At 66.1% G+C, this 23,056-nt stretch carries 15 protein-coding genes and 3 rRNA genes; 15 read left to right on the top strand and 3 right to left on the bottom strand.

Going from position 1 to position 23,056, the window contains the following annotated elements:
- Positions 1-90 precede the first annotated feature (90 nt).
- Entirely contained in the window at positions 91-1,722 is a 1,632-nt protein-coding gene (locus BKK81_RS10860) for an ABC transporter permease/substrate-binding protein (RefSeq protein WP_231907906.1), read from the top strand.
- A 24-nt stretch (positions 1,723-1,746) separates the two neighbouring features.
- Here BKK81_RS10860 and BKK81_RS10855 read toward each other — a convergent pair whose 3' ends face one another.
- A complete protein-coding gene (locus BKK81_RS10855; RefSeq protein WP_071012768.1) occupies positions 1,747-3,156 on the bottom strand; it encodes an aminotransferase-like domain-containing protein in 1,410 nt (469 codons plus the stop codon).
- A 178-nt stretch (positions 3,157-3,334) separates the two neighbouring features.
- Between BKK81_RS10855 and BKK81_RS10850 the strand changes: the two genes are divergently transcribed.
- The 4 genes from BKK81_RS10850 to BKK81_RS10835 all read left to right on the top strand — a co-directional run bounded on the left by BKK81_RS10850 (position 3,335) and on the right by BKK81_RS10835 (position 9,002).
- Positions 3,335-3,520 (top strand): DUF2970 domain-containing protein, encoded by a 186-nt coding sequence (locus BKK81_RS10850; RefSeq protein WP_071012766.1) that lies wholly within the window; start codon positions 3,335-3,337, stop codon positions 3,518-3,520.
- A gap of 121 nt (positions 3,521-3,641) precedes the next feature.
- Complete coding sequence (locus tag BKK81_RS10845; RefSeq protein WP_071012764.1) at positions 3,642-4,997, top strand: cytochrome c; 1,356 nt, start codon at positions 3,642-3,644, stop codon at positions 4,995-4,997.
- A 15-nt stretch (positions 4,998-5,012) separates the two neighbouring features.
- Positions 5,013-6,845, top strand: coding sequence for an NAD(P)-binding protein (locus BKK81_RS10840; RefSeq protein WP_071012762.1), 1,833 nt, complete (start codon positions 5,013-5,015; stop codon positions 6,843-6,845).
- Positions 6,846-7,028: 183 nt separating this feature from the next.
- Positions 7,029-9,002, top strand: coding sequence for a methyl-accepting chemotaxis protein (locus BKK81_RS10835; protein WP_231907904.1), 1,974 nt, complete (start codon positions 7,029-7,031; stop codon positions 9,000-9,002).
- Positions 9,003-9,054: 52 nt separating this feature from the next.
- Here the strand turns inward: BKK81_RS10835 and BKK81_RS10830 are convergent, their stop codons facing one another.
- Positions 9,055-9,336 carry a hypothetical protein gene (locus tag BKK81_RS10830; protein WP_071016343.1) on the bottom strand — a complete coding sequence of 94 codons (282 nt, stop codon included), beginning with the start codon at positions 9,334-9,336 and terminating at the stop codon, positions 9,055-9,057.
- 228 nt (positions 9,337-9,564) lie between these two features.
- Positions 9,565-9,816 carry a GlsB/YeaQ/YmgE family stress response membrane protein gene (locus BKK81_RS10825; protein ID WP_071012759.1) on the bottom strand — a complete coding sequence of 84 codons (252 nt, stop codon included), beginning with the start codon at positions 9,814-9,816 and terminating at the stop codon, positions 9,565-9,567.
- Positions 9,817-9,938: 122 nt separating this feature from the next.
- On the opposite strand from BKK81_RS10825, the gene BKK81_RS10820 reads away from it, so the two are divergent.
- The 10 genes from BKK81_RS10820 (at position 9,939) to BKK81_RS10775 (ending at position 22,950) form a co-directional block, all read left to right on the top strand.
- Positions 9,939-10,157 (top strand): tripartite tricarboxylate transporter substrate-binding protein, encoded by a 219-nt coding sequence (locus tag BKK81_RS10820; RefSeq protein ID WP_197523907.1) that lies wholly within the window; start codon positions 9,939-9,941, stop codon positions 10,155-10,157.
- An 885-nt stretch (positions 10,158-11,042) separates the two neighbouring features.
- Positions 11,043-11,612 carry a hemerythrin domain-containing protein gene (locus BKK81_RS10815; protein WP_071012756.1) on the top strand — a complete coding sequence of 190 codons (570 nt, stop codon included), beginning with the start codon at positions 11,043-11,045 and terminating at the stop codon, positions 11,610-11,612.
- Positions 11,613-12,476: 864 nt separating this feature from the next.
- Positions 12,477-14,008, top strand: a 16S ribosomal RNA gene (locus BKK81_RS10810).
- Between the two features lie 329 nt (positions 14,009-14,337).
- Positions 14,338-17,216, top strand: a 23S ribosomal RNA gene (locus BKK81_RS10805).
- 122 nt (positions 17,217-17,338) lie between these two features.
- Positions 17,339-17,452 (top strand): 5S ribosomal RNA (gene rrf, locus BKK81_RS10800).
- The 16S, 23S and 5S rRNA genes sit together here, the layout of an rRNA operon.
- Positions 17,453-17,635: 183 nt before the next feature.
- On the top strand, positions 17,636-18,058 hold the full coding sequence (locus BKK81_RS10795) for a PaaI family thioesterase (RefSeq protein ID WP_071012754.1): 423 nt from the start codon (positions 17,636-17,638) through the stop codon (positions 18,056-18,058).
- Between the two features lie 94 nt (positions 18,059-18,152).
- Positions 18,153-18,728, top strand: coding sequence for a TetR/AcrR family transcriptional regulator (locus BKK81_RS10790; RefSeq protein WP_071012753.1), 576 nt, complete (start codon positions 18,153-18,155; stop codon positions 18,726-18,728).
- Positions 18,725-20,734 carry a squalene--hopene cyclase gene (shc, locus tag BKK81_RS10785; RefSeq protein ID WP_083384058.1) on the top strand — a complete coding sequence of 670 codons (2,010 nt, stop codon included), beginning with the start codon at positions 18,725-18,727 and terminating at the stop codon, positions 20,732-20,734. Before BKK81_RS10790 ends, shc begins: the two co-directional genes overlap by 4 nt.
- Before the next feature lie 187 nt (positions 20,735-20,921).
- Positions 20,922-22,292 (top strand): M20/M25/M40 family metallo-hydrolase, encoded by a 1,371-nt coding sequence (locus BKK81_RS10780; RefSeq protein WP_071012751.1) that lies wholly within the window; start codon positions 20,922-20,924, stop codon positions 22,290-22,292.
- Positions 22,293-22,575: 283 nt separating this feature from the next.
- Positions 22,576-22,950, top strand: a complete 375-nt coding sequence (locus BKK81_RS10775) for a calcium-binding protein (protein ID WP_071012749.1) — start codon at positions 22,576-22,578, stop codon at positions 22,948-22,950.
- Positions 22,951-23,056 lie beyond the last annotated feature (106 nt).

Genomic DNA, 23,056 nt, shown 5'->3' with positions numbered 1-23,056 from the left:
CAAGCATGCGAAATGCAAATACTATTTCGGTATGTGCTCATGCGGCGTATCGGACAGGCCATGGCTCGTGGCGTTCTGCGGCGGCGTATCATGCACGGCAAGCCCGGCGCCATGCGTGGTTCGGCAGCCGGCCCCGCCCATCCAGCCGACGAGGTGTTCTGCTTGGATTCCCGCCCGCGAAGTCCAGCGCCGTGCCACGGGACCCGGCTCGCGGTCCTGCTGTGCGTCCTGCTGTGCCCGCTGCTGCTGTGCACGGCCGCCCTGGGGGAAACCCTGAGGATCGGCTCCAAGCGCTTTACCGAGTCCTACCTGCTCGGCGAGATCCTGGCCCGCACTGCCGGCGCCTCCGGGCCGGCCGAGCACGTGGCGGGCCTCGGCAATACCGCCATCGTGTTCGCCGCGCTCGCCTCCGGGCGCATCGACCTCTATCCGGACTACACCGGCACGGTGGCCGTGGAGATCCTCGGCCTGCCGCCGGATGCCGGGCTGGAGCAGATCAACCGCGCGCTCGCGCCGCGCGGCCTGGGGGCGGCCATTCCGTTCGGTTTCGAGGACGGCTATGCGCTGGCCGTGCGCGACACCACGGCGCAGCAACTGGGCCTGCGCACGCTCGGCGACCTGGCCCGCCATCCCGCCTTGCGCTTCGGCCTGACGCACGAGTTCCTCGGCCGCGCCGACGGCTGGCCCGGCCTGGCCCGCCGCTACGGGCTGCCGCAGCGCCCGCTCGGGCTCGACCACGGCATCGCCTACGAGGCGCTGGCGGCCGGGCAGGTCGACGTCATCGACATCTACTCGACCGATGCCAAGATCCGCCGCTATGGCCTGCGCGTGCTGCAGGACGACCGCGGCTTCTTTCCGCGCTACGCCGCGGTGGTGCTGTACCGCCTGGACGTGCCGCGGCGCTTTCCGCGGGCCTGGCAGGCCTTGCAGGGTTTGTCGGGGCGCATCGACGCGGCGCGCATGATCGGTATGAATGCGGCGGCGGAACTGGACGGGCAGTCGTTCGCGGCCATCGCCGGCGCCTTCGTTGCCACGCTGCCGGGCCATGCGCCGGCGTCCGCGGCGACGGCGCGCCACGAACGTGCCGGCCTGGCCGGCACCCTGCTGGACGCGGAGACGCTGCGCCTGACGCGGCGCCACCTGGCGCTGGTGGCGGGCGCGGTCGGTGCCGCCGTTGCGGCCGGAGTGCCGCTGGGCATCGTCGCCGCACGCCGGCGCAGGCTGGGCCAGGTGGTGCTGGCGCTGGTCGGCATGCTGCAGACGGTGCCGTCGCTGGCGCTGCTGGCCATGCTGATCCCGCTGCTTGGCCGCATCGGCTTGTGGCCGGCCCTGGTGGCGCTGTTCCTCTATGCGCTGCTGCCCATCGTGCGCAATACCTGCACTGGCCTGCAGCAGGTGCCGCGCGGCATGTCGGAGGCCGCCATGGCGCTGGGCTTCACGCCCGCCCAGTGCCTGCGCTACGTGGAACTGCCGCTGGCCCTGCCGGTGCTGCTGGCGGGCGTGAAGACCGCCGCCATCATCAGCGTGGGCACCGCCACCATCGCCGCCTTCGTCGGCGCGGGCGGCTACGGCGAGCGCATCGTCACCGGGCTGGCGCTCAACGACACCGTGCTGCTGCTGGCCGGGGCGATCCCGGCGGCCGTCCTGGCGCTGCTGCTGCAGGGCGGATTCGAGGGGCTGGAACACTGGCTGCAGCGGCGCCTGCGCGCGGCGCCTCGCTGAGCGGGGACAGCGTTCGCGGCAAGGCTACTGCGCGGCGGCCAGCCGGCCCAGCGTGGCGATCGCCGCTTCGCTGCGGGGGCTCCACAGCTGCCCGAAATTGAGCCGCACGCAGTGGCGGTGGCCCTGGCGCGCGGAGAAGATCGGACCGGGCGCGATGCCGATGCCTTCCTCCAGCGCGGCCCGGTGCAGCGCCAGCGCATCGAAGCCGGCCTCGAACTCCACCCAGAGGAAATAGCCGCCGTCGGGGCGGGAGACACGGACCGAGGCGGGGAAATGGCGTGCGATGGCCTGGCGCATCTGGCCCTGCTGCATCTCAAGCACATGGCGCAGGCGGCGCAGGTGCTTGTCGTAGCCGCCGTGCTGCAGGTATTCGGCGAGCGCCTGCTGGGCCGGGACCGCTGCCGACAGGGTGGTCATCAGTTTCATGCGCTGGATGGGCTCGCCGAAACGGCCGGGCGCGACCCAGCCGATGCGGAATCCGGGCGCCAGCGTCTTGGAGAAGGAACTGCAATGCATCACCAGGCCCTGTGTGTCGAAGGCCTTGGCCGGCAGCGGGCAGCGGCTGCCGTAGTAGAGCTCGCCGTAGACATCGTCCTCGATCAGCGGTACCTGGTGGCGCGCCAGCAGCGCCACCAGTTCGCGCTTGCGCACCTCGTCCATGCTGGCGCCCATCGGGTTCTGAAACTGGGTCATGAACCAGCAGGCGCGCACCGGATGGCGCCGCAGCGCTTCGGCCAGCGCGGCGAGGTCGATGCCCTGCTGCGGGTGCACGGGAATCTCGACCGCCTTGAGCCGCAGCCGCTCCAGTGCCTGCAGGGCGGCGTAGAAGCCGGGCGACTCGATGGCGATGACGTCGCCCGGCCGGGCCACCGCCATCAGGCACAGGTTGAGCGCTTCGAGCGCGCCGTTGGTGACGATGATGTCCTCGGCCGCCTGCGGCACGCCGGCGCCGAGATAGCGCAGCGCGATCTGCTGCCGCAGCACGGTATTGCCCGGGGGCAGGTCGTCGACGGACTGCCAGGGATCGATCTCGCGGCCGGCGCGCGCCAGCGACTTGCCGAGCCGTTCCCAGGGAAACAGCTCGGGAGCCGGGAAGGCCGAGCCGAACTGCACCATGCGCTGGTCGGCGGCAGCCTCCAGTACGGCGAAGACCAGCTTGGACACGTCCACCTCGGTGGAGGCGCGGCGCGTGCGGCGCGCGGCGGGGCGCGGCAACGGCAGGCCGGCGGCGCCGGCCACGTAGTAGCCGGAACGCTCGCGCGCGCGCACCAGGCCTCGCTCTTCGAGCCGGTAGTAGGCCTGGAATGCGGTCGACGGGCTTACGCCGTACTGCGCGACGGTCTTGCGGATCGACGGCATGCGGGTGCCGGGCGGCAGGTTGCCGGCGCGGATATCGCGGGCGAGAATCTCGGCCAGTTCCTCGTAGCGCTTCATGGGAGCAAGGGGGGGGCGGAGCAGGGGACGACGAGGCGCCCTGCCTGCGATCTGATACGCAAGATTATGGCAGAACTGATTCTGTTCCCGAGGCCGGCGGCGCGGCAGAATAGCGCGCAGGGGCGTATCCGTATCCGTGCCCTGCGGACGGTCCGCCGCATTGGAACAAGGAGCCGTCATGCATCCGTTGAGACTGGTCAGCGCCGTACTGTGGGGATTTCTCGGCCTGCGCCGTGGCAGCGAACACCAGCGCGACCTGCAGAGCCTGAAGCCTGTGCACCTGCTGGCCACGGGCATCGCCCTGGCCGGCGTGCTGGTGCTGTGCCTGCTGATGCTGGCACGCTGGGCGGTGGCGCACGCCTGAGGGCGGCCTGCCGCATCCCCGCGGCAGGCGGCTGGCGGTCCGGAAGGCGGCAAGACAAGACGACAAGATAACAAGAAGAACCGGGGGCAGAGACAACTCCATGGCAAACCGACCGCGGCGCATGCCATCGCTGCGCGCCTTGCTGCGCAAGCATTTTCCTGACGCCCTGCTGGTGCTGCTGCTCGCCCTGCTGCTGGCGGCGCCGCAGGCGCAGGCAGGCGACGGCGCGGCCGCGGCGCCCGCCGATGCGGTGGCGCAGGTGGCGCGCGGCCGCTACCTGGCGCGCATCGCCAACTGCGCGGCCTGCCACACGGCGCCGGGCGGCGCGCCGTTTGCCGGGGGTGTGGCCCTGCGCACGGGACTCGGCACCATCCCGTCGACCAATATCACGCCAGACGCGGACACCGGCATCGGCGCCTACTCGCTGGCCGAGTTCGACCGAGCGCTGCGCCAGGGCGTGGCGCGTGGCGGCAAGCGGCTCTATCCGGCCATGCCCTATCCCTCCTACGCGCGCATGACGGCCGAGGACGTCGCGGCGCTGTACGCCTACCTGCGTGCCGAAGTGCGGCCGGTGCGCCAGCGCCAGCCTGCGCCGCAACTGCGCTGGCCCTTCGGCATGCGTTCCCTGCTGGTGGTGTGGAACCTGTTCTTCCTCGAAGCGCCGGCGGACAGGGCGTCGCCACGCGCGGCCGTCGCGGGCGGCGACGCGCAATGGCGCCGCGGCGCCTACCTAGTGCAGGCCGTGGGACATTGCGGCGCCTGCCATACGCCGCGCGGCCTGCTGCATGCGGAACAGGGCAGCGACGAGCGCAGCCAGAGCTTCCTCGCGGGGGCCAGCGTCGAGGGCTGGTCCGCCGGCAACCTGCGCGGCGACAAGCTGAGCGGCCTGGGCGGCTGGTCGCGCGAGGAAGTCGCCGAATACCTGCGTACCGGGCGCAATATCCATGCGACATCCTTCGGGCCCATGTCGGGCGTGATCGCCGCCTCCACCCAGCATATGACGCCGCAGGACCTGGACGCGATGGCCGCCTACCTCAAGAGCCTGCCCGGCGTGCGCGGGGAGAGCGCGCCGTTCCGCTACGATCCTGCCACCGCGCAGGCGCTGCTGCAGGGGCGCTTCGACGCGCCGGGAGCGCGGCTGTACGGGCAGTACTGCATGCCCTGCCACGGCGCCGGCGGCAAGGGCTTCGCGCGGGTGTTCCCGCCGCTGGCGGGCAATCCGGCGGTACTCGACCCCGATCCGTCCTCGCTGGTCAACCTGCTGCTGGGCGGCGCCGTGACCGCGGCCGTCGACACTGCCGCGACCGACTACCACATGCCCGGCTACGGCTGGGCGCTCAACGACCAGGAACTGGCCGACGTGCTGGGCTTCGTGCGCGGCGGCTGGGGCAACCGCGCCGCGCCGGCGCGCGACAGCGAGGTCGCGGCGCGGCGCGCTGCCCTGGGCATCCGCCTCGAAGCCGAAGCCAGCCGCTGACACCCAAGCCGAGCCATGACCATCACGCGACGAGACTTTCTCAACGGCAGCGCGCTGGCGCTGGGCACGGCGTTCACGCCCGGCTGGCTGCGCGCGGCCCAGGCCGGTGACGGCGGGGCCGGCTATCCCCCGGCCTTGACCGGCCTGCGCGGCAGCCAGCCCGGCAGCTACACGCTGGCGCACAGCCTGGCGCGCGAAGGGGTGCGCTATCCCGGTGTGATGGCGCGCGAGGCCTATGACCTCGTGGTGGTCGGCAGCGGCATCAGCGGGCTGGCGGCGGCCTGGTTCTACCAGCGCCGCCACGGACCCGGCGCGCGCATCCTGATCCTCGACAACCACGACGACTTCGGCGGCCACGCGCGCCGCAACGAGTTCACTGTGCGCGGCCGCCTGCTGGTCAGCTATGGCGGCAGCGCCGAGATGCCGGCCGGCGCCGCCGGCAGCGCCGCGCTGCGCACGCTGCTCGATGGCATCGGGCTCGCCCCGGGCGCTGGTGCGCCCGCGGTGGAGCCCTGGCAAGGCTCGGGACTCGGGCGGGCGGTGTTCTTCGATCGCGAGCACTTCGGCGCGGATCGCCTGGTGGCCGGGGATCCCTTCGGCCAGCCCTTCGGCGGGGCCCCGGCCGCGCAGGGCGGGCCGCCGGCGCCCGACGCGGTGCGCCGCTTCCTGGCCGCCGCGCCGCTGCCTGCGGCAGAGCGCGAGGCCCTGGCACGGCTGGCCGAAGGGCGCACCGACTACCTCGCGGGCATGGCGGCCGACGACCGGGCAGGCTATCTGCGCCGCACGCGCTATGCGCTTTTCCTGCGCGACAAGGCGGGCCTCGGGCTGGCGGGCGTGCGTTTCCTGCGCAGCCGCAGCAACGACAGCTACGCGCTCGACGCCGATGGCATCTCCATATGGGATGCGCTGGGTATCAGCCTGCCCGCCGGGGCCGGCATGCCGGCGGTGCCGCCGGACGCGCGGCTGGGCAAGTCGCCCGCATCCCGGCTGCTCCATGCCGATGGCAATGCGTCGATCGCGCGCGGCCTGGTAAGGGACCTGATCCCCGCAGTCGCGCCGGGCGCCGGGGCGCTGGCGCAGGCCCGCTTCGATTATGACCGCCTCGATCGCGATGGCGCGCCGGTGCGGCTGCGCCTGAACAGCACCGCCGTGGCGGTCGAGCCGGGCAGCCACATCGCGCGCGTCACCTATGGCTGGCAGGGCAACCTGCACCGCGTGGAGGCGCGCCATGTGGTGCTGGCCGGCTACAACATGATGGTGCCCTTCCTGATGCCCGGGCTGCCGGCCGCGCAGCGGGCGGCCCTGCGCGACGAAGTCAAGGCGCCGCTGGTCTACACCAAGGTGGCGCTCGACAACTGGCAGGCCTTTGCCGCGCTCGGTGCCGGGCGTATCCATGCGCCGACGCTGCCCTACAGCGACCTGTGGCTGGAGGCCGGCCCCGGCGCGCGACCGCAGGACCCGGTGGTGCTGCACATGCTCTATGTGCCGACGGTGCCGGACAGCGGCATGCGGGCACGCGAGCGTTTCCGCGCCGGACGCGCGCTACTGCTCGGCACGCCGTTCGTGGAGCTGGAACGCGCCATCCGCTCCCAGCTCGACCGGCTGCTCGCGCCTGCCGGCAGCAGCGCGGCGCAACTGGTGCGGGCCATCACCGTCAACCGCTGGTCGCACGGCTACAGCTACCGGCCTTCCAGCGTCGATGGCGATGATGCGGGCACGGCCGCGCAGCAGGCGGCGCGGGCAGGCGTGGGCAATGTCGCGCTGGCCGGCGCCGACAGCGGGGGCAGCCCGTCGCTGGTCGCCGCGGTCGAGCAGGCCTGGCGCGCGGTGGAATCGCTGCCGGCCTGAGTCCGCCAGGCGCTGCGCCGGATTGCCGAAAATCCAGGTGGCGCACGCACCTGGATGGGGATTCATGCCCATAAATCGGGATGTGTTTGCACCATCTTGACGATTTCTGAAATGTGTGGGTGAAACTGCTTCAATTCGTTCCGATGCTGCCGATACAAGCCACGACGATGGCTTGATCAAGGCATGACGATGACCCGATGGTTGAATCCCGCGGTGCGCCTGATGGCGGCACTCAGCATCTCGCGCAAGCTGCTGTTGCTTGCACTCTTGTTCCTGTTGCCGCTGGCCGGCGCCATGTCGCTGGTCTTCCAGGCCTCGCTCGCCGAGCTGAAGACCGCGCGCGCCGAGGTGCGCGGGCTCGCCGCGGTCGAGCGTGCGCTGGAGATGATGCGCCAGGTGCAGATCCGGCGTGGTGCCGCCGCGGCGGTGCAGGCAGGCAACGTTGCCTTCCGGGCCACCTACGAGGCAGCCGACGCGCGTGCCGGAGAGCAGGCGGCGCAGCTCGCGGCCGACGCGCGCGGCTTCGGCCTCGATGCCCAGGCCGGCGCCCTCGAAGAGGCATGGCGTACCCTCAAGACCGAAGGCCTGCAGGCACCGGCGTCCACCCTGTTCGCGCAGCACAGCGCACTGGTCAGGCAACTGCGGCTCTATGTGGGCGATCTCGGTGACCGCTCGGAGCTGGCGCTGGACCCGGATGCGGGGTCGTACTACCTGATCAACCTGATGCTCGGGACCATGCCCAGGCTGGCGGAGTTCACCGCGCTGGCGCGCGGCCGCGGTACCGCCATCATCAGCCAGGGCGGTTTCGCCGAGAGCGCGCAGCAGGCCGGGCTGGGCGCGCTCAGCGAGCAGATACAGGAGGCGGTGGAGACGGTCAGGCGCGACGCCGAGCGCGTGAGCGCGGCCGCGCCAGGCTACCGCGCCGAGGTGGAGGCAGCCAAGGCGCGCCTGGCGGCGGTCGATGGATTCTCGGTGACCCTGAAGGACAGGCTGCTGGGCCGCGACGGTATCCGCATCGAGGCCAAGGCCTATTTCGACGAGGCCACCGCTGCCATCGACGCCATCGGCGCGACCAATCGCGCCTTCGGCGCCAGTGCCCATGCCATGCTGGAAGCGCGTATCGGCGCGGTGCAGGACAAGCTGGCGTGGATGTGCGCGCTGGCGCTGCTCACCGTCGGCGCCGCTTTCTACCTGTTCGCGGGCTTCTGCCGTGGCGTGGGCGAGGACCTGCGCGGGATCGCCGCCTGGGTCGAGCGGATCGGCGCGGGCGACCTGCGCGCCGAACTGGTGGTGCGCGGGCGCGACGAATTCAGCGATATCCGGCGCCACCTGCAAGTCCTGCTGCGCTCCTGGCAGGACACCGTGCGCGAGACGCGCGCCGGCGCGGAGCAGGTGCTGGTGGCTGCGGGAGAGATCGCGCAAGGCAACCTGGACCTGTCTCAGCGCACCGAGCAGCAGGCGGCCTCGCTGCAGGAGACCGCGGCCAGCATGGAACAGCTGACCGCCATCGTGAAACAGAATGCCGGCCATGCCGGCGAGGCCAGCACGCTGGCGGCCGAGGCGGCCGGCGTCGCGGGCCGTGGCGGCGACGCGATCCGGCACCTGCTCGACACCATGCGGCACATCGCGGCCGACTCCCACCGCATCGAGGACATCACTGGCGTGATCGACGGCATCGCCTTCCAGACCAATATCCTGGCGCTCAATGCCGCCGTCGAGGCGGCCCGGGCGGGCGAGCACGGGCGCGGCTTCGCCGTGGTGGCGGCCGAGGTCCGCAGCCTGGCACAACGCGCGGGTACCTCGGCCAAGGAGATCGCCGCGCTGATCGCGCAGTCGGCGCAGCGCGTGGCGCACGGCGCCGGACTGGTCGAGCAGGCCAGCCAGACCATCGGCGAGGCGATCACGGCGGTGTCCCGCGTCGACACCGTCATGACCGAGATCAGCCGTGCCTCGGCCGAGCAGAGCGGCGGCATCGCCCAGGTCAACCAGGCCGTGGTGCAGATGGACCAGGCGACGCAGCAGAATGCCTCGCTGGTCGAGCAGGCAGCCGCCGCCGCCGCGATGCTGAAGGAGCAGGCCGAGCGGATGGAGGCGCTGGTCGGCCGCTTCCACCTCGATCACGCACCGGTACCGGTTGCGTCACCGCTGCAGGCCTGACACCGGATGCCGGGAGCACGGCACGGGCGCCCGATTGGCGCCCGATTGGCGCTCAATGGGCCCGTGAGGCCTGTCCGGATGCGCCGAGGATGGTGCGGATGCGCGCCAGGTAGCGCTCGCCGACGGCGAGGTCGGCACGCCGCGCCTCGGCGCGCAAATCCACGCGTGCGGGTGGCCGGATCGACAGCGCGCGGCAGAGGCTGGACAGATATGGCTTGCGTTCGCCGCCGAGCCGCCTGGCAGCCTCGGCCAGCGCCGCGTCGCCGATGCGTCGGCGCAGCCAGGCCAGGACCTGGCGGTCATATTCGTTCTGCACCCGGACCAGATGTTCCATGACGGCCTCGCACATGTATATCCATACAGTACCTGTAAATATATACAGTATCGAGGCGAAATCAAGCACGACAAGGCGCGCTGCTGCCAGTTTCGGCAGGCAGCGTGAATGGCAATGACGGCAACAGGATGCCCGCGGAGCGAGGTCGATGCAGGCGATGTCCTGCGGCGATATAGGCTGCAGCTCCTCCGCGCGACGGAATCGCGCTGAGGCCGGCGCCGGTGGCGCCTAGGCCCGTTTGATCAGCCGGAGGAGGAAGAGCAGTACCACGGCGCCGATCACCGCCGTGATGATCGAGCCGATCATGCCGCCGCCGAACGAGATGCCCAGCAGGCCGGCCAACCAGCCGCCGACGATGGCGCCGACGATGCCGACGATGATGTCGACCAGCAGTCCGAAGCCGCCGCCCTTGACCAGCACCCCCGCCAGCCATCCGGCGACCGCACCGATCACCAGCCAAGCAATCAGGCCATGTTGCATCGTTGTTCTCCTGGCTGTTGTCCATGTGGCACCGCATCAGACATCACTCTAGGTGAATTTGTGCGGGCCGGTGGCGGGATCTGGCGGGAATGAGGAGGCCTCCCGGTCTTCGTCGTAGATTGGTGCCGCTGTTCGCTCCGGCTGGCACGCCAAGGGATCTGGTGCAGAAACTGAACGCCGCGATCGCCGATGCCCTCCGGCAGCCCGATGTGATGGCGAAGATGAGGCTGCAGGGGCTGGAACCCTATGGCAATTCGCCGGAGGAGTTCGCCGCCTGGATCGAAGGGCAGGCACGGCTGTGGGCGCGCGTGATCCGCGATTCGGGTGTGAAGCCCGAGTAAGGGAAGAAGAGCGGGGCCGGGTGCTCAAGCGGGATGCGCGAGGCACCGCGGCCTCGATCGTCATAGCCACAGGACGTGCTGCAGGATGCTGAGAGCCCATCGGCGGTCGTGGCAACGATGATGGATCTCGATCCGTGCCAATAGTTAGACAGAAGCATGATTATGTCTAAAGATTGTTTCGAAAAGTATTAAACAATACGTATTACGTAGTAATAAATGATCATTGGTGCGAGGATGCCAGGGATCGAGGGATGCCATCGTCGCTGCCGCGCAGAAGGGGAAATCGCTGCCGTGTGTGGGTGGGGGCGTCGGAGCCGCCAAGGTTGGGGATGTCCACGTGCCGCCTGAGTGGAAGGCGGATCAACGCAACCACCCGGCCAGCCGTGCTTGCCACGAGGTTGCGAACGAACGGCGCGCTGCGCGAGATCGACCAGTGACCCGGTGCCCGCCAGGCGCCGGCGCGGTGGCGGCCAACCAGCGTGGCGAGCCGACGGCACGCCAGGGGCAGGCCGCAGCAGGTGGCCCGGCGCAATGGACCTGTCGTGGAGTGGCGGGTCTCCGGGTCTCGAGACGATGGTGTTTCATTGCACTACGCGAGCCCGCGAGCCTGGCGGCGCGGCCACTGTCCTTTGCCCCATTCGCGGCCCGCGGGCGGAAGATGCTGTTGCGCCCGCGGCTTGCGCTGGAAGCCTTCGTCAGTTCGATATGCCTGGCGACATTCGAGCAAGGGGCAACGCGCCAGCGGAAGTGGGCGGGGAATGAGCGAGGCCCACTGTTGATCTACATCATCCTCAAAACGTGGCGGGGGACTACTGTTGAAATCGGGGTTTGTTGAGTTAACTTCGAGCCGGATCGCTTACCTGACCAGTCTCCCTGGAGCACGCCATGACCGACCAACTTGCCGTTTGGCATGCCGATCACATCCATTTCTCCACGCTGCTCGATCTGCTGGAAGAGCAGGTGATCGCCTTTCACCGGGGAGCGCAGCCGAACTATGGTTTGATGGGCGAGATCATCTATTACATGCGGAACTTTGGCGATCGTGTCCACCATCCGCGCGAGGATGTCGCGTACGCCCTGCTCGTCGAGCGGGATCCCGGCATGCAGATCGTGGTCAGCCGGCTTCTGCAAGAGCATCGCGTGATTGCCACGGTGGGCGAGGAATTCCTGAGCCGTCTCAATGAAGCGGAGCGGGATATGATCACGTCGCGCGCGGCCCTGGAAGCGGCTGTGGCCATGTATCTCGTGTACTACCGCAATCATCTTTCCACCGAGGAAAGGCACGTCATGCCGCGCGCAGCGCAACTGCTGACCGAGCAGGACTGGGCGGAAGTCGCGGCTACCGTTCCAGGCAGCCCCGATCCTCTTTTTGGGGAGAGTGTGCAGGAGCGCTTCACGGCATTGCGCAAGCAGATCGAGCGTGATGCGAGAGCGCCCATTCAGGAAGTGCACTAGGGCCTTGATCGCGTGAAAAGAAGCCTGGCATCAATTGAAAGGCCCGATGAACGCCTCTGAATCATAGGAGCCGGGAGAATGATCCTGGCGGAGTGCTGTCAGCCTTTCCTGGCGGATCCGTCGCTTCGGCGACAGGGTACGGCGGCAGCGAGCAGGCCGAACTCGGTGTCGTTCAGGCCGAAGGCTGCTTCAGGGGGGGGGGGGCGATGACGCCGGACATCATCCAGACCATGAAGCGGACGGTGAAGGCCAGCGTGCAGACGACGAGAACGCGCCAGGCATGCCGGGCGTCCTGTCTCGGACGGAAGTGGAAACCATGTCCTCACAGTGCTTGTTGGCGTCGGATACATCCAGTCGGCGCCGTTCTCACCCGGATCGGTGTCCCGGCGTTCAAGTGTCAAAAGCGGCGCTTTTCATTTTTCGGCTTGCAAGTCAGTCATCGAGGGACTAGTATTCGCTCCCTCGCTCGCAGCGCACCGCGTGACGGGGAGGGAATGGCAGGATTGGCGCGGATCGAATGAGTGCGGCGTCCGAATAAAGAAATTCTCGAAATCGCTTGATTGATCTCGGAAAGTTCTTTATAGTCTCGTTCCTTCGCTGCAGACATAACGCAGCGGCAACGCAAACCGGCAAAGCCGGATGCGGCCCGAAAGGGTGGTTCTTTAACAAACAAACACCGATAAGTGTGGGTGCTTGATAATGAATGCGGAAGACCCCGGTCTTCTAGCTTACAAGTTATCAGTGCTCGCACAGTAAACATGTTTGGTTTCGTCTTCGGACGGAGCCAGTCAGTTTTCTGAGAGTGAGCGACCGCTCGAAAGAGCGAGGTTTGCGCAGGCAACTGCGCGGAACCACACAGAGATTGAACTGAAGAGTTTGATCCTGGCTCAGATTGAACGCTGGCGGCATGCCTTACACATGCAAGTCGAACGGCAGCGCGGACTTCGGTCTGGCGGCGAGTGGCGAACGGGTGAGTAATACATCGGAACGTGCCCTGTTGTGGGGGATAACTAGTCGAAAGATTAGCTAATACCGCATACGACCTGAGGGTGAAAGCGGGGGACCGTAAGGCCTCGCGCAATAGGAGCGGCCGATGTCTGATTAGCTAGTTGGTGAGGTAAAGGCTCACCAAGGCGACGATCAGTAGCTGGTCTGAGAGGACGATCAGCCACACTGGGACTGAGACACGGCCCAGACTCCTACGGGAGGCAGCAGTGGGGAATTTTGGACAATGGGGGCAACCCTGATCCAGCAATGCCGCGTGTGTGAAGAAGGCCTTCGGGTTGTAAAGCACTTTTGTCCGGAAAGAAATCCTTTGGGCTAATACCCCGGAGGGATGACGGTACCGGAAGAATAAGCACCGGCTAACTACGTGCCAGCAGCCGCGGTAATACGTAGGGTGCGAGCGTTAATCGGAATTACTGGGCGTAAAGCGTGCGCAGGCGGTTTTGTAAGACAGGCGTGAAATCCCCGGGCTCAACCTGGGAATGGCGCTTGTGACTGCAAGGCTAGAGTGCGTCAGAGGGGGGTAGAATTCCACGTGTAGCAGTGAAATGCGTAGAGATGTGGAGGAATACCGATGGCGAAGGCAGCCCCCTGGGACGTGACTGACGCTCATGCACGAAAGCGTGGGGAGCAAACAGGATTAGATACCCTGGTAGTCCACGCCCTAAACGATGTCAACTAGTTGTTGGGGATTCATTTCTTCAGTAACGAAGCTAACGCGTGAAGTTGACCGCCTGGGGAGTACGGTCGCAAGATTAAAACTCAAAGGAATTGACGGGGACCCGCACAAGCGGTGGATGATGTGGATTAATTCGATGCAACGCGAAAAACCTTACCTACCCTTGACATGCCACTAACGAAGCAGAGATGCATTAGGTGCCCGAAAGGGAAAGTGGACACAGGTGCTGCATGGCTGTCGTCAGCTCGTGTCGTGAGATGTTGGGTTAAGTCCCGCAACGAGCGCAACCCTTGTCTCTAGTTGCTACGAAAGGGCACTCTAGAGAGACTGCCGGTGACAAACCGGAGGAAGGTGGGGATGACGTCAAGTCCTCATGGCCCTTATGGGTAGGGCTTCACACGTCATACAATGGTGCGTACAGAGGGTTGCCAACCCGCGAGGGGGAGCTAATCCCAGAAAACGCATCGTAGTCCGGATCGTAGTCTGCAACTCGACTACGTGAAGCTGGAATCGCTAGTAATCGCGGATCAGCATGCCGCGGTGAATACGTTCCCGGGTCTTGTACACACCGCCCGTCACACCATGGGAGTGGGTTTTGCCAGAAGTAGTTAGCCTAACCGCAAGGAGGGCGATTACCACGGCAGGGTTCATGACTGGGGTGAAGTCGTAACAAGGTAGCCGTACCGGAAGGTGCGGCTGGATCACCTCCTTTCCAGAGCGTGCATTCCGAGTCGAGCACTCACACTTATCGGTTGTTTGTTGTTGCGGCCAGGACATGGCCAAATGCAAGTGCTTGATATCGAGCGCTTGCATTTGGCATTGCCAAGCGAAGAAATTCGGCTGTTCTTTAACAATATGGGATGTAGTAAAGGTGTCACGGCGTGTTGATGAGACGCGCAGTAGTTTAACGTGATACCGGGTTGTGATTGTATCAACCAAAGTATTTAAGTGATCGAAAGATGACTTGGAATACGGCACAAATGCGAGAACTCAACCTGTAATGAGCGTTTCAAGCGCGAGCTTGAGACACACTTGTTATAGGGTCAAGCGAACAAGTGCATGTGGTGGATGCCTTGGCGATCACAGGCGATGAAGGACGCGGTAGCCTGCGAAAAGCTTCGGGGAGCTGGCAAACGAGCTTTGATCCGGAGATGTCCGAATGGGGAAACCCGGCCCGTATGGGTCATCCCTTGCTGAATACATAGGCAAGGGAAGCGAACGCGGCGAACTGAAACATCTAAGTAGCTGCAGGAACAGAAATCAACCGAGATTCCCAGAGTAGTGGCGAACGAAATGGGAAGAGCCTTGTACTCTTTAGCAGCATTGTTAGCAGAACGGGATGGAAAGCCCGGCCATAGCAGGTGATAGCCCTGTATGCGAAAACAGCGTTGTGGAACTAGGTGTACGACAAGTAGGGCGGGACACGTGAAATCCTGTCTGAAGATGGGGGGACCATCCTCCAAGGCTAAATACTCGTGATCGACCGATAGTGAACCAGTACCGTGAGGGAAAGGCGAAAAGAACCCCGGGAGGGGAGTGAAATAGATCCTGAAACCGCATGCATACAAACAGTCGGAGCCTGGAAACGGGTGACGGCGTACCTTTTGTATAATGGGTCAGCGACTTACATTCAGTGGCAAGCTTAACCGATTAGGGCAGGCGTAGCGAAAGCGAGTCCGAACAGGGCGTTCAGTCGCTGGGTGTAGACCCGAAACCAGATGATCTATCCATGGCCAGGTTGAAGGTGCGGTAACACGTACTGGAGGACCGAACCCACTAGTGTTGAAAAACTAGGGGATGAGCTGTGGATAGGGGTGAAAGGCTAAACAAATCTGGAAATAGCTGGTTCTCTCCGAAAACTATTTAGGTAGTGCCTCGTGTCTCACCTTCGGGGGTAGAGCACTGTCATGGTTGGGGGGTCTATTGCTGATTACCCCGCCATAGCAAACTCCGAATACCGAAGAGTGCAATCACGGGAGACAGACATCGGGTGCTAACGTCCGGTGTCAAGAGGGAAACAACCCAGACCGCCAGCTAAGGTCCCAAAGATTGGCTAAGTGGGAAACGAAGTGGGAAGGCTAAAACAGTCAGGAGGTTGGCTTAGAAGCAGCCACCCTTTAAAGAAAGCGTAATAGCTCACTGATCGAGTCGTCCTGCGCGGAAGATGTAACGGGGCTAAGCCAGTCACCGAAGCTGCGGACGCGCGTAAGCGCGTGGTAGGAGAGCGTTCTGTAAGCCTGTGAAGGTGTCTTGTAAAGGATGCTGGAGGTATCAGAAGTGCGAATGCTGACATGAGTAGCGATAAAGGGGGTGAAAGGCCCCCTCGCCGTAAGCCCAAGGTTTCCTACGCAACGTTCATCGGCGTAGGGTGAGTCGGCCCCTAAGGCGAGGCAGAGATGCGTAGCTGATGGGAAGCAGGTTAATATTCCTGCACCGTCGTATGATGCGATGGGGGGACGGATCGCGGAAGGTTGTCCGGGTGTTGGAAGTCCCGGTCCCTGCAGTGGAGAAGGCGCTTAGGCAAATCCGGGCGCGGGATTCAAGGCTGTGGGGCGAGCGACCATGTGTCGCGAAGCAATCGGAAGTGGTTCCAAGAAAAGCCTCTAAGCTTCAGTCATACGAGACCGTACCGCAAACCGACACAGGTGGGCGAGATGAGTATTCTAAGGCGCTTGAGAGAACTCGGGAGAAGGAACTCGGCAAATTGGTACCGTAACTTCGGGATAAGGTACGCCCTGGTAGCTTGACTGGCCTGCGCCAGAAGGGTGAAGGGGTTGCAATAAACTGGTGGCTGCGACTGTTTAATAAAAACACAGCACTCTGCAAACACGAAAGTGGACGTATAGGGTGTGACGCCTGCCCGGTGCCGGAAGATTAAATGATGGGGTGCAAGCTCTTGATTGAAGTCCCGGTAAACGGCGGCCGTAACTATAACGGTCCTAAGGTAGCGAAATTCCTTGTCGGGTAAGTTCCGACCTGCACGAATGGCGTAACGATGGCCACACTGTCTCCTCCCGAGACTCAGCGAAGTTGAAGTGTTTGTGATGATGCAATCTCCCCGCGGCTAGACGGAAAGACCCCATGAACCTTTACTGTAGCTTTGCATTGGACTTTGAACCGATCTGTGTAGGATAGGTGGGAGGCTTTGAAACCGGGACGCTAGTTCCGGTGGAGCCGTCCTTGAAATACCACCCTGGTTTGTTTGAGGTTCTAACCTTGGCCCGTGAATCCGGGTCGGGGACAGTGCATGGTAGGCAGTTTGACTGGGGCGGTCTCCTCCCAAAGTGTAACGGAGGAGTTCGAAGGTACGCTTGGTACGGTCGGACATCGTACCTAAAGTGCAATGGCAAAAGCGTGCTTAACTGCGAGACCGACAAGTCGAGCAGGTGCGAAAGCAGGACATAGTGATCCGGTGGTTCTGTATGGAAGGGCCATCGCTCAACGGATAAAAGGTACTCTGGGGATAACAGGCTGATACCGCCCAAGAGTTCATATCGACGGCGGTGTTTGGCACCTCGATGTCGGCTCATCTCATCCTGGGGCTGTAGCCGGTCCCAAGGGTATGGCTGTTCGCCATTTAAAGAGGTACGTGAGCTGGGTTTAAAACGTCGTGAGACAGTTTGGTCCCTATCTGCCGTGGGCGTTGGAATCTTGACGGGGGCTGCTCCTAGTACGAGAGGACCGGAGTGGACGTACCGCTGGTGTACCTGTTGTCTCGCCAGAGGCATCGCAGGGTAGCTATGTACGGAAGAGATAACCGCTGAAAGCATCTAAGCGGGAAACTCGCCTGAAGATGAGGATTCCCTGGAGGCTTGACCTCCTTGAAGGGTCGTTCGAGACCAGGACGTTGATAGGCTGGGTGTGGAAGCGCAGTAATGCGTTAAGCTAACCAGTACTAATTGCCCGTAAGGCTTGATCCTATAACCAGTGTGTTTCACTGGCTGACGTATCGCGTGTGCCCAGGACGGTGCCGATACCTCACAACCAAGACTACATCCCTATTCGCTGCGACGGCTCAACCCCGGCGCAGCAACCCCTTATGCCTGGTGACCATAGCGAGTCGGAACCACCCCTTCCCATCCCGAACAGGACCGTGAAACGACTTTGCGCCGATGATAGTGCGGACTACCCGTGTGAAAGTAGGTCATCGCCAGGCTCTCCCTCCCGCAAAACCCCTCGACAGCAAACGCTGCGAGGGGTTTTGTCTTTGCTGCGGCCGGAATGCGCCATGCCGCCCATCCCCGTGCGCGGCCGCGCGCCTCGAACCGGCGAGGGCGGCTAAGATACGGGCTCCCGGTGCCCGGTCGGGCCCGTTTCCTACGTTCCGCAGTGCAGACTCATGTCCGATTCACACGCCCCCAGCATCCCCCACGCCCTGGAGAATCCCTATCTCGAGTCCCTGGCAGTCGCCATTGTCGACTGGCAGCCTGACCTCGTTCGCCTGTCCTTCACCCCGCAGGCGAGCCATCTCAACAATACCGGCGTGGTGCAGGGCGGCATCCTGGCCACGCTGCTCGATGCGGCCGCCGGCTATGCCGGCCTGTTCCCGGAGAACGGACAGCGGCGCGCGGCGACCACGATCTCGCTGAACGTCAACTACGTCGCCTCGGCCCGGCTCGAGCCCATGCAGGTGGTGGGCCGGCGCGTGGGCGGCGGGCGGCGGGTCTTCTTCTCCAATGCGGAACTGACGGACGGGCAGGGCACGCTGATCGCCACCGCCCAGGCTTCCTTCCGCCGCAAGGATTCGGTGACGGCCGCTTGATCCTGGCGCGTGTTCCGGTGCGGCCGCACCGGCGCATGTCATCGCTTCGTCCGCAATGGTGAAACAATCCGTCCGGATGGTATGATCGCGCGCTATGACCGAAGCCCACCGCAGAAAGAAGCAGCCGGACGTGCTGCGCCCGCAGTTGCTGCAGTCGGCCGCGCAACTGGCCCTGGAAGCCGGCCTGCGCGCCGTCACCCTGGATGCCGTCGCCTCCCGCGCCGGTGTCAGCAAGGGTGGCTTGCAGCACCATTTCCCCAGCAAGCAGGCCCTGTTGGACGCGCTTTTCGACGAGGCCGTCGACACCTTCAGCCAGGATGTGGCCACCGCCAGCGAGGCCGATGCCGAGCCCGCCGGCCGAGCCGCTCGCGCCTATATCCACGCCACCCTGCATGACGCGGCGCAGGCCGCCACGGCCAGCTATCTGCACTTGCTGCTGGCGCTGATGCTGACCGACGCCGACACCCGCGAGCGCTGGCTGCCGCGCATCGCCGAGATCACGCGCCCCGATCCCTTGCCGGACGCCCAGGCGGCGCAGCTGATGATCTGCCGGCTGGCGGCAGACGGGCTGTGGCTGTCGGACCTGCTCGGCAACCAGTCGATGCCGCCATCGCTGCGCGCCGAAGTGCTGCGCCAGCTCGACGGGATGACGCGGGGAGGGCAGCAATGAGCGCGACCCTGGAACTGGCGCGTGAGCCGGTGCGCGGGCCGGCAAGCGCAGGCCATGGCGGCGAGGCGCGCGCCGAAGCCCGCCTGGACGCGGCCATCGACGCCGGGCGCGAAGCCCTGCTGGGCCATCAGCAAAACGACGGACACTGGTGTTTCGAACTGGAATCCGATGCCACCATCACGGCCGAGTACATCCTGATGATGCACTTCGCCGATGAAATCGACACCGACCTGCAGGCACGCATGGCGGTCTACCTGCGCGCCATCCAGCGCCGTGACCGCCACGGCGGCTGGGACCAGTACCACGATGGCGCGCTCGACATTTCGTGCAGCGTCAAGGCCTATTTCGCCTTGAAGGCGGCCGGCGATGCCGCCGACGCGCCGCACATGGTGCAGGCGCGCGAGGCGATCCTCGCCGCCGGCGGGGCGGCGCGCGCCAACGTCTTCACGCGCATCCTGCTGGCCACCTTCGAGCAGGTGCCCTGGCGCGCCACTCCCTTCGTGCCGGTCGAGCTGATCCTGTTCCCCCGCTGGATGCCCGTGCACCTCGACAAGATGGCCTACTGGGCGCGCTCGACCCTGGTGCCGCTGACGGTGCTGTGCTCCATGCGGGCCAAGGCCGCCAATCCGCACCGTGTCAGCATCCGCGAGCTGTTCGTCACGCCGCCGGAGGAGGAGCGCCGCTATTTTTCGACCCAGGGGCTGGTGCGCAAGGCTTTCCTGGTGGTCGACCGGCTGGCCCGCTGCATCGAGCCGATGATCCCCGCCGGGCTGCGGCGGCGCGCCATCGAGCGCGCGCAGGCCTGGTGCGTCGAGCGCATGAACGGCGAGGACGGCCTCGGCGGCATTTTCCCGCCCATGGTGTACTGGTACGAGATGATGGTGCTGCTCGGCATCCCGAAGTCGGACCCGCGGCGCGCCACCTGCCTGGCGGCCATCCGCAAGCTGGTGGTGCACCGCCCCGACGGCATGGCCTATTGCCAGCCTTGCCTGTCGCCGGTTTGGGATACCGCGTGGAGCATCATGGCCCTGCAGCACGCCGGCGGCGGCGAGCGTACCCGCGACGCCATCCAGCGCGCCTACGACTGGCTGGCGCAACGGCAGGTGCAGGACCTGCGCGGCGACTGGGCCGACCACGTCCCGGCCACGGTGCAGCCGGGCGGCTGGGCCTTCCAGTACGCCAACCCGTACTACCCGGACATCGACGACAGCGCGGTGGTCGCGGCCATGCTGGCGGTGCACGGCCGGCGCCTGGGCCAGCCCGAGCGCTATGCGCAACAGGTGGAGCGCGCGGTGGAGTGGATGGTCGGCCTGCAGTCGCGCAACGGTGGCTTCGGCGCCTTCGACGCCAACTGCGACCGGGAGTACCTGAACCGCATTCCCTTCGCCGACCACGGTGCCTTGCTGGACCCGCCCACCGAGGACGTGTCCGGCCGCGTGCTGCTGGCCCTCGGCCTGAGCGGGGAGCGCACCCGCCATGCCGACGCGGTGGCGCGCTGCGTCGACTACCTGCGCCGGACCCAGCGCGCCGACGGATCCTGGTGGGGCCGCTGGGGCACCAACTACCTGTATGGCACCTGGAGCGTACTGGCGGGCCTGGCCCTGGTTGGCGAGGACGTGCGCCAGCCCTATATCCGCAAGGCCGTGGACTGGCTGTTGCGCGTGCAGAACGCCGACGGCGGCTGGGGCGAGACCAACGACACCTACTTCGCCCCGCATCTGGCGGGGACCAACGGCGGCGAGAGCACGCCTAATTGCACGGCCTGGGCGCTGCTGGCCCTGTTCGCCGTGGGCGAGGCGCATGCGCCGGCCGCGCGGCGCGGCATCGATTACCTGCTCGGCTGCCAGCAGAAGGGCGGGCTGTGGTGGCACCCCTCGCACAACGCGCCGGGCTTCCCGCGCATCTACTACCTGAAGTACCACGGCTACACCGCCTACTTCCCGCTGTGGGCGCTGACGCGCTACCGGCAACTGGTGAAGCCTGCGCTGCCGCGCGCGGCGCACTGAGGTGCACTGAGGCGACTTAGGGGGGCGGTACGGACTTGTCAGGGCCTGTACCGTCGGCGCAACGGTGTGGCGCCGGCGCCGCGCCGAAGCGGCTGGCTGCGGCAGAATAGGCGGGTACCGGCAGGGCCCGCCACCAGGGTTCGCCGGCGTGTCGTCGCCATTCCCCACCCTGGAGCCGCCGCCCACCATGCCTGCCTGCCCCCGCATCGCCCCAGCCACTTCCCGCCGCGCGCCGGCCCTCGCCGCGCTCGCCATGCTTGCCGTGCTCGTGCCCGCGGCGCAGGCGCAGAACATCCCGCTGGCGCCGGTCTCGCCGGCCGTGGAGAAGACCTACACCACCCTGACCGCGGCGCCGCTGCTCAAGCAGGTGCTGGCGGACGTCAAGGCGGACGACGCGCGCACGTTGCGCGAATTGACCACCCTGACCGAGATCCCGGCGCCGCCGTTCAAGGAGCACGCGCGTGCCGAGTATTTCCTGTCGCGCCTGAAGGCACTCGGGCTGGCCGATGCCCGCATCGACGCCGAAGGCAATGTGATCGGGGTGCGCAAGGGCGTCGGCAACGGCCCCAGGCTGCTGATCTCGGCCCATCTCGACACGGTCTTTCCCGCCGGCACGGACGTCACCGTCAAGCCGCGCGACGGCAGGCTCTATGCGCCCGGCATCTCGGATGACACGCGCGGCCTGGCCGTGCTGCTGTCCTGGCTCAAGGTGCTCAACGACAACCATGTCCGCACGGTGGGAGACCTGGTCTTCGTCGGCAACGTCGGCGAAGAAGAGCTGGGCAACCTGCGCGGCATGAAAGCGGTCTTCCGCGACTACCGCGACCTGGATGGCATGGTCGGTCTCGAGCCGGGCGAGGGCGGTCGCGTGCTGACGCTGGGTACCGGCAGCCACCGCTACGAGGTCACCTTCCGCGGCCCGGGCGGGCACAGCTTCGGTGCCTTCGGCCTGCCCAGCGCCATCCACGCGATGGGCCGCGCCATCGCCCGCATCGATGACGTGCGGCCGCCCGAGGATCCCAAGACCACCTTCACGGTCGGCACGGTCGGCGGCGGCACCTCGGTCAACGCCATCGCCGGCGATGCCCAGATGCGCATCGATATCCGCTCGAACGGCATGAACGCGCTGCTCGAGACCGAGAAGCAGATCATGGCCGCCATCGCGGCCGGCGTGGCCGACGAGAACCAGCGCTGGCAACCCGGCAAGGCCTCGGACCGGATCACTGTCCAGACGCGCCTGATCGGCGACCGCCCGGCCGGGCACACGCCCGCGGACGCCGTCATCGTGCAGGCGGCGGTGCGTGCCATCCGGGGCAGCGGAAAGTTCGAGCCGACCCTGCGCGGCGGCAGCACCGATGCCAACGTGCCGATGTCGCTCGGCATCCCTGCCATCATCCTCGGCAGCGGCGGCAAGAGCGGTGGCGCGCATTCGCGCGACGAGTGGTTCGACCCGGCCCGGGCCTGGGAAGGCGCGCAGGTCGCCCTGACCACCGTGTTGTCCCTGGTCGGCGTGGAAGGGGTGAGCGAACCGCTGCTGGCCCGTCGGGCGGCGCGCTGAACGTTTGGGGCGATGCCTGCGGGCACGCCCCTCCGCTGCAGCATCGCTGCATTGTCTTGCTCTTGCGCCTGGCCGGTTGAAGCGGTGCAAATGACAACAAAGGAAAATTCAATACGGGGGGCGGTGGCGCCGTAGCAGAATGGCGCACGGATGTGCCAGGCAGCCCTTGGGGACGCCGGCGCTTCCGCACGGCCGGGCCTGGTGCGGCCGGCTGCCCGCCAATCCGCCAGGGCTGGCATCAGGGTGGATGGCGCCATCACGGAAAAGCCAAGAGGAGATCGACATGATCCTGCGACAACTGCCCATTGCCGGCCTGGTACTGGCCGCGGCATTGGCCTGTGCCAATGCGGGCGCGCAACAGCCGGCCGCACCCGCGGCGCCCGCGCCTGGTGCCGGCGCTCCACCGCCGCCCCAGCAACCGATGACGGCAAAGGAAGCCAAGGCAAAGTTCGCCGAGCGTTTCAAGGCGGCCGATGCCAATCACGACGGCAAGCTGACGCGGGAAGAGGCCCAGGCCGGCATGCCGGATGTCTACGAGCATTTCGACCAGATCGACCGCAAGAAGCGTGGCTACGTCACCCGGCGCCAGATCGGCCAGTGGTGGGCGCTGCAAACCAAGGAGCAGGCCAAGCGGAAGGATCCTGGCAGCCTGAACTGAGGCCGCCAGAGGGGCTGTGTTCTTGGCGCCCTCCGAAGCATCGCGTTTGGGCCTCGGCAACCGACGTGTCTTCGGTCGCGCCGAGCAGGGCGACGCCTGCACTGTT

Origin of the sequence: Cupriavidus sp. USMAHM13 (genome assembly GCF_001854285.1) — a bacterium.
Taxonomy (GTDB): Bacteria; Pseudomonadota; Gammaproteobacteria; order Burkholderiales; family Burkholderiaceae; genus Cupriavidus; species Cupriavidus malaysiensis.
Note: the sequence above shows the minus strand (reverse complement) of the source record. Positions and strands in the feature narration are given on the sequence as shown.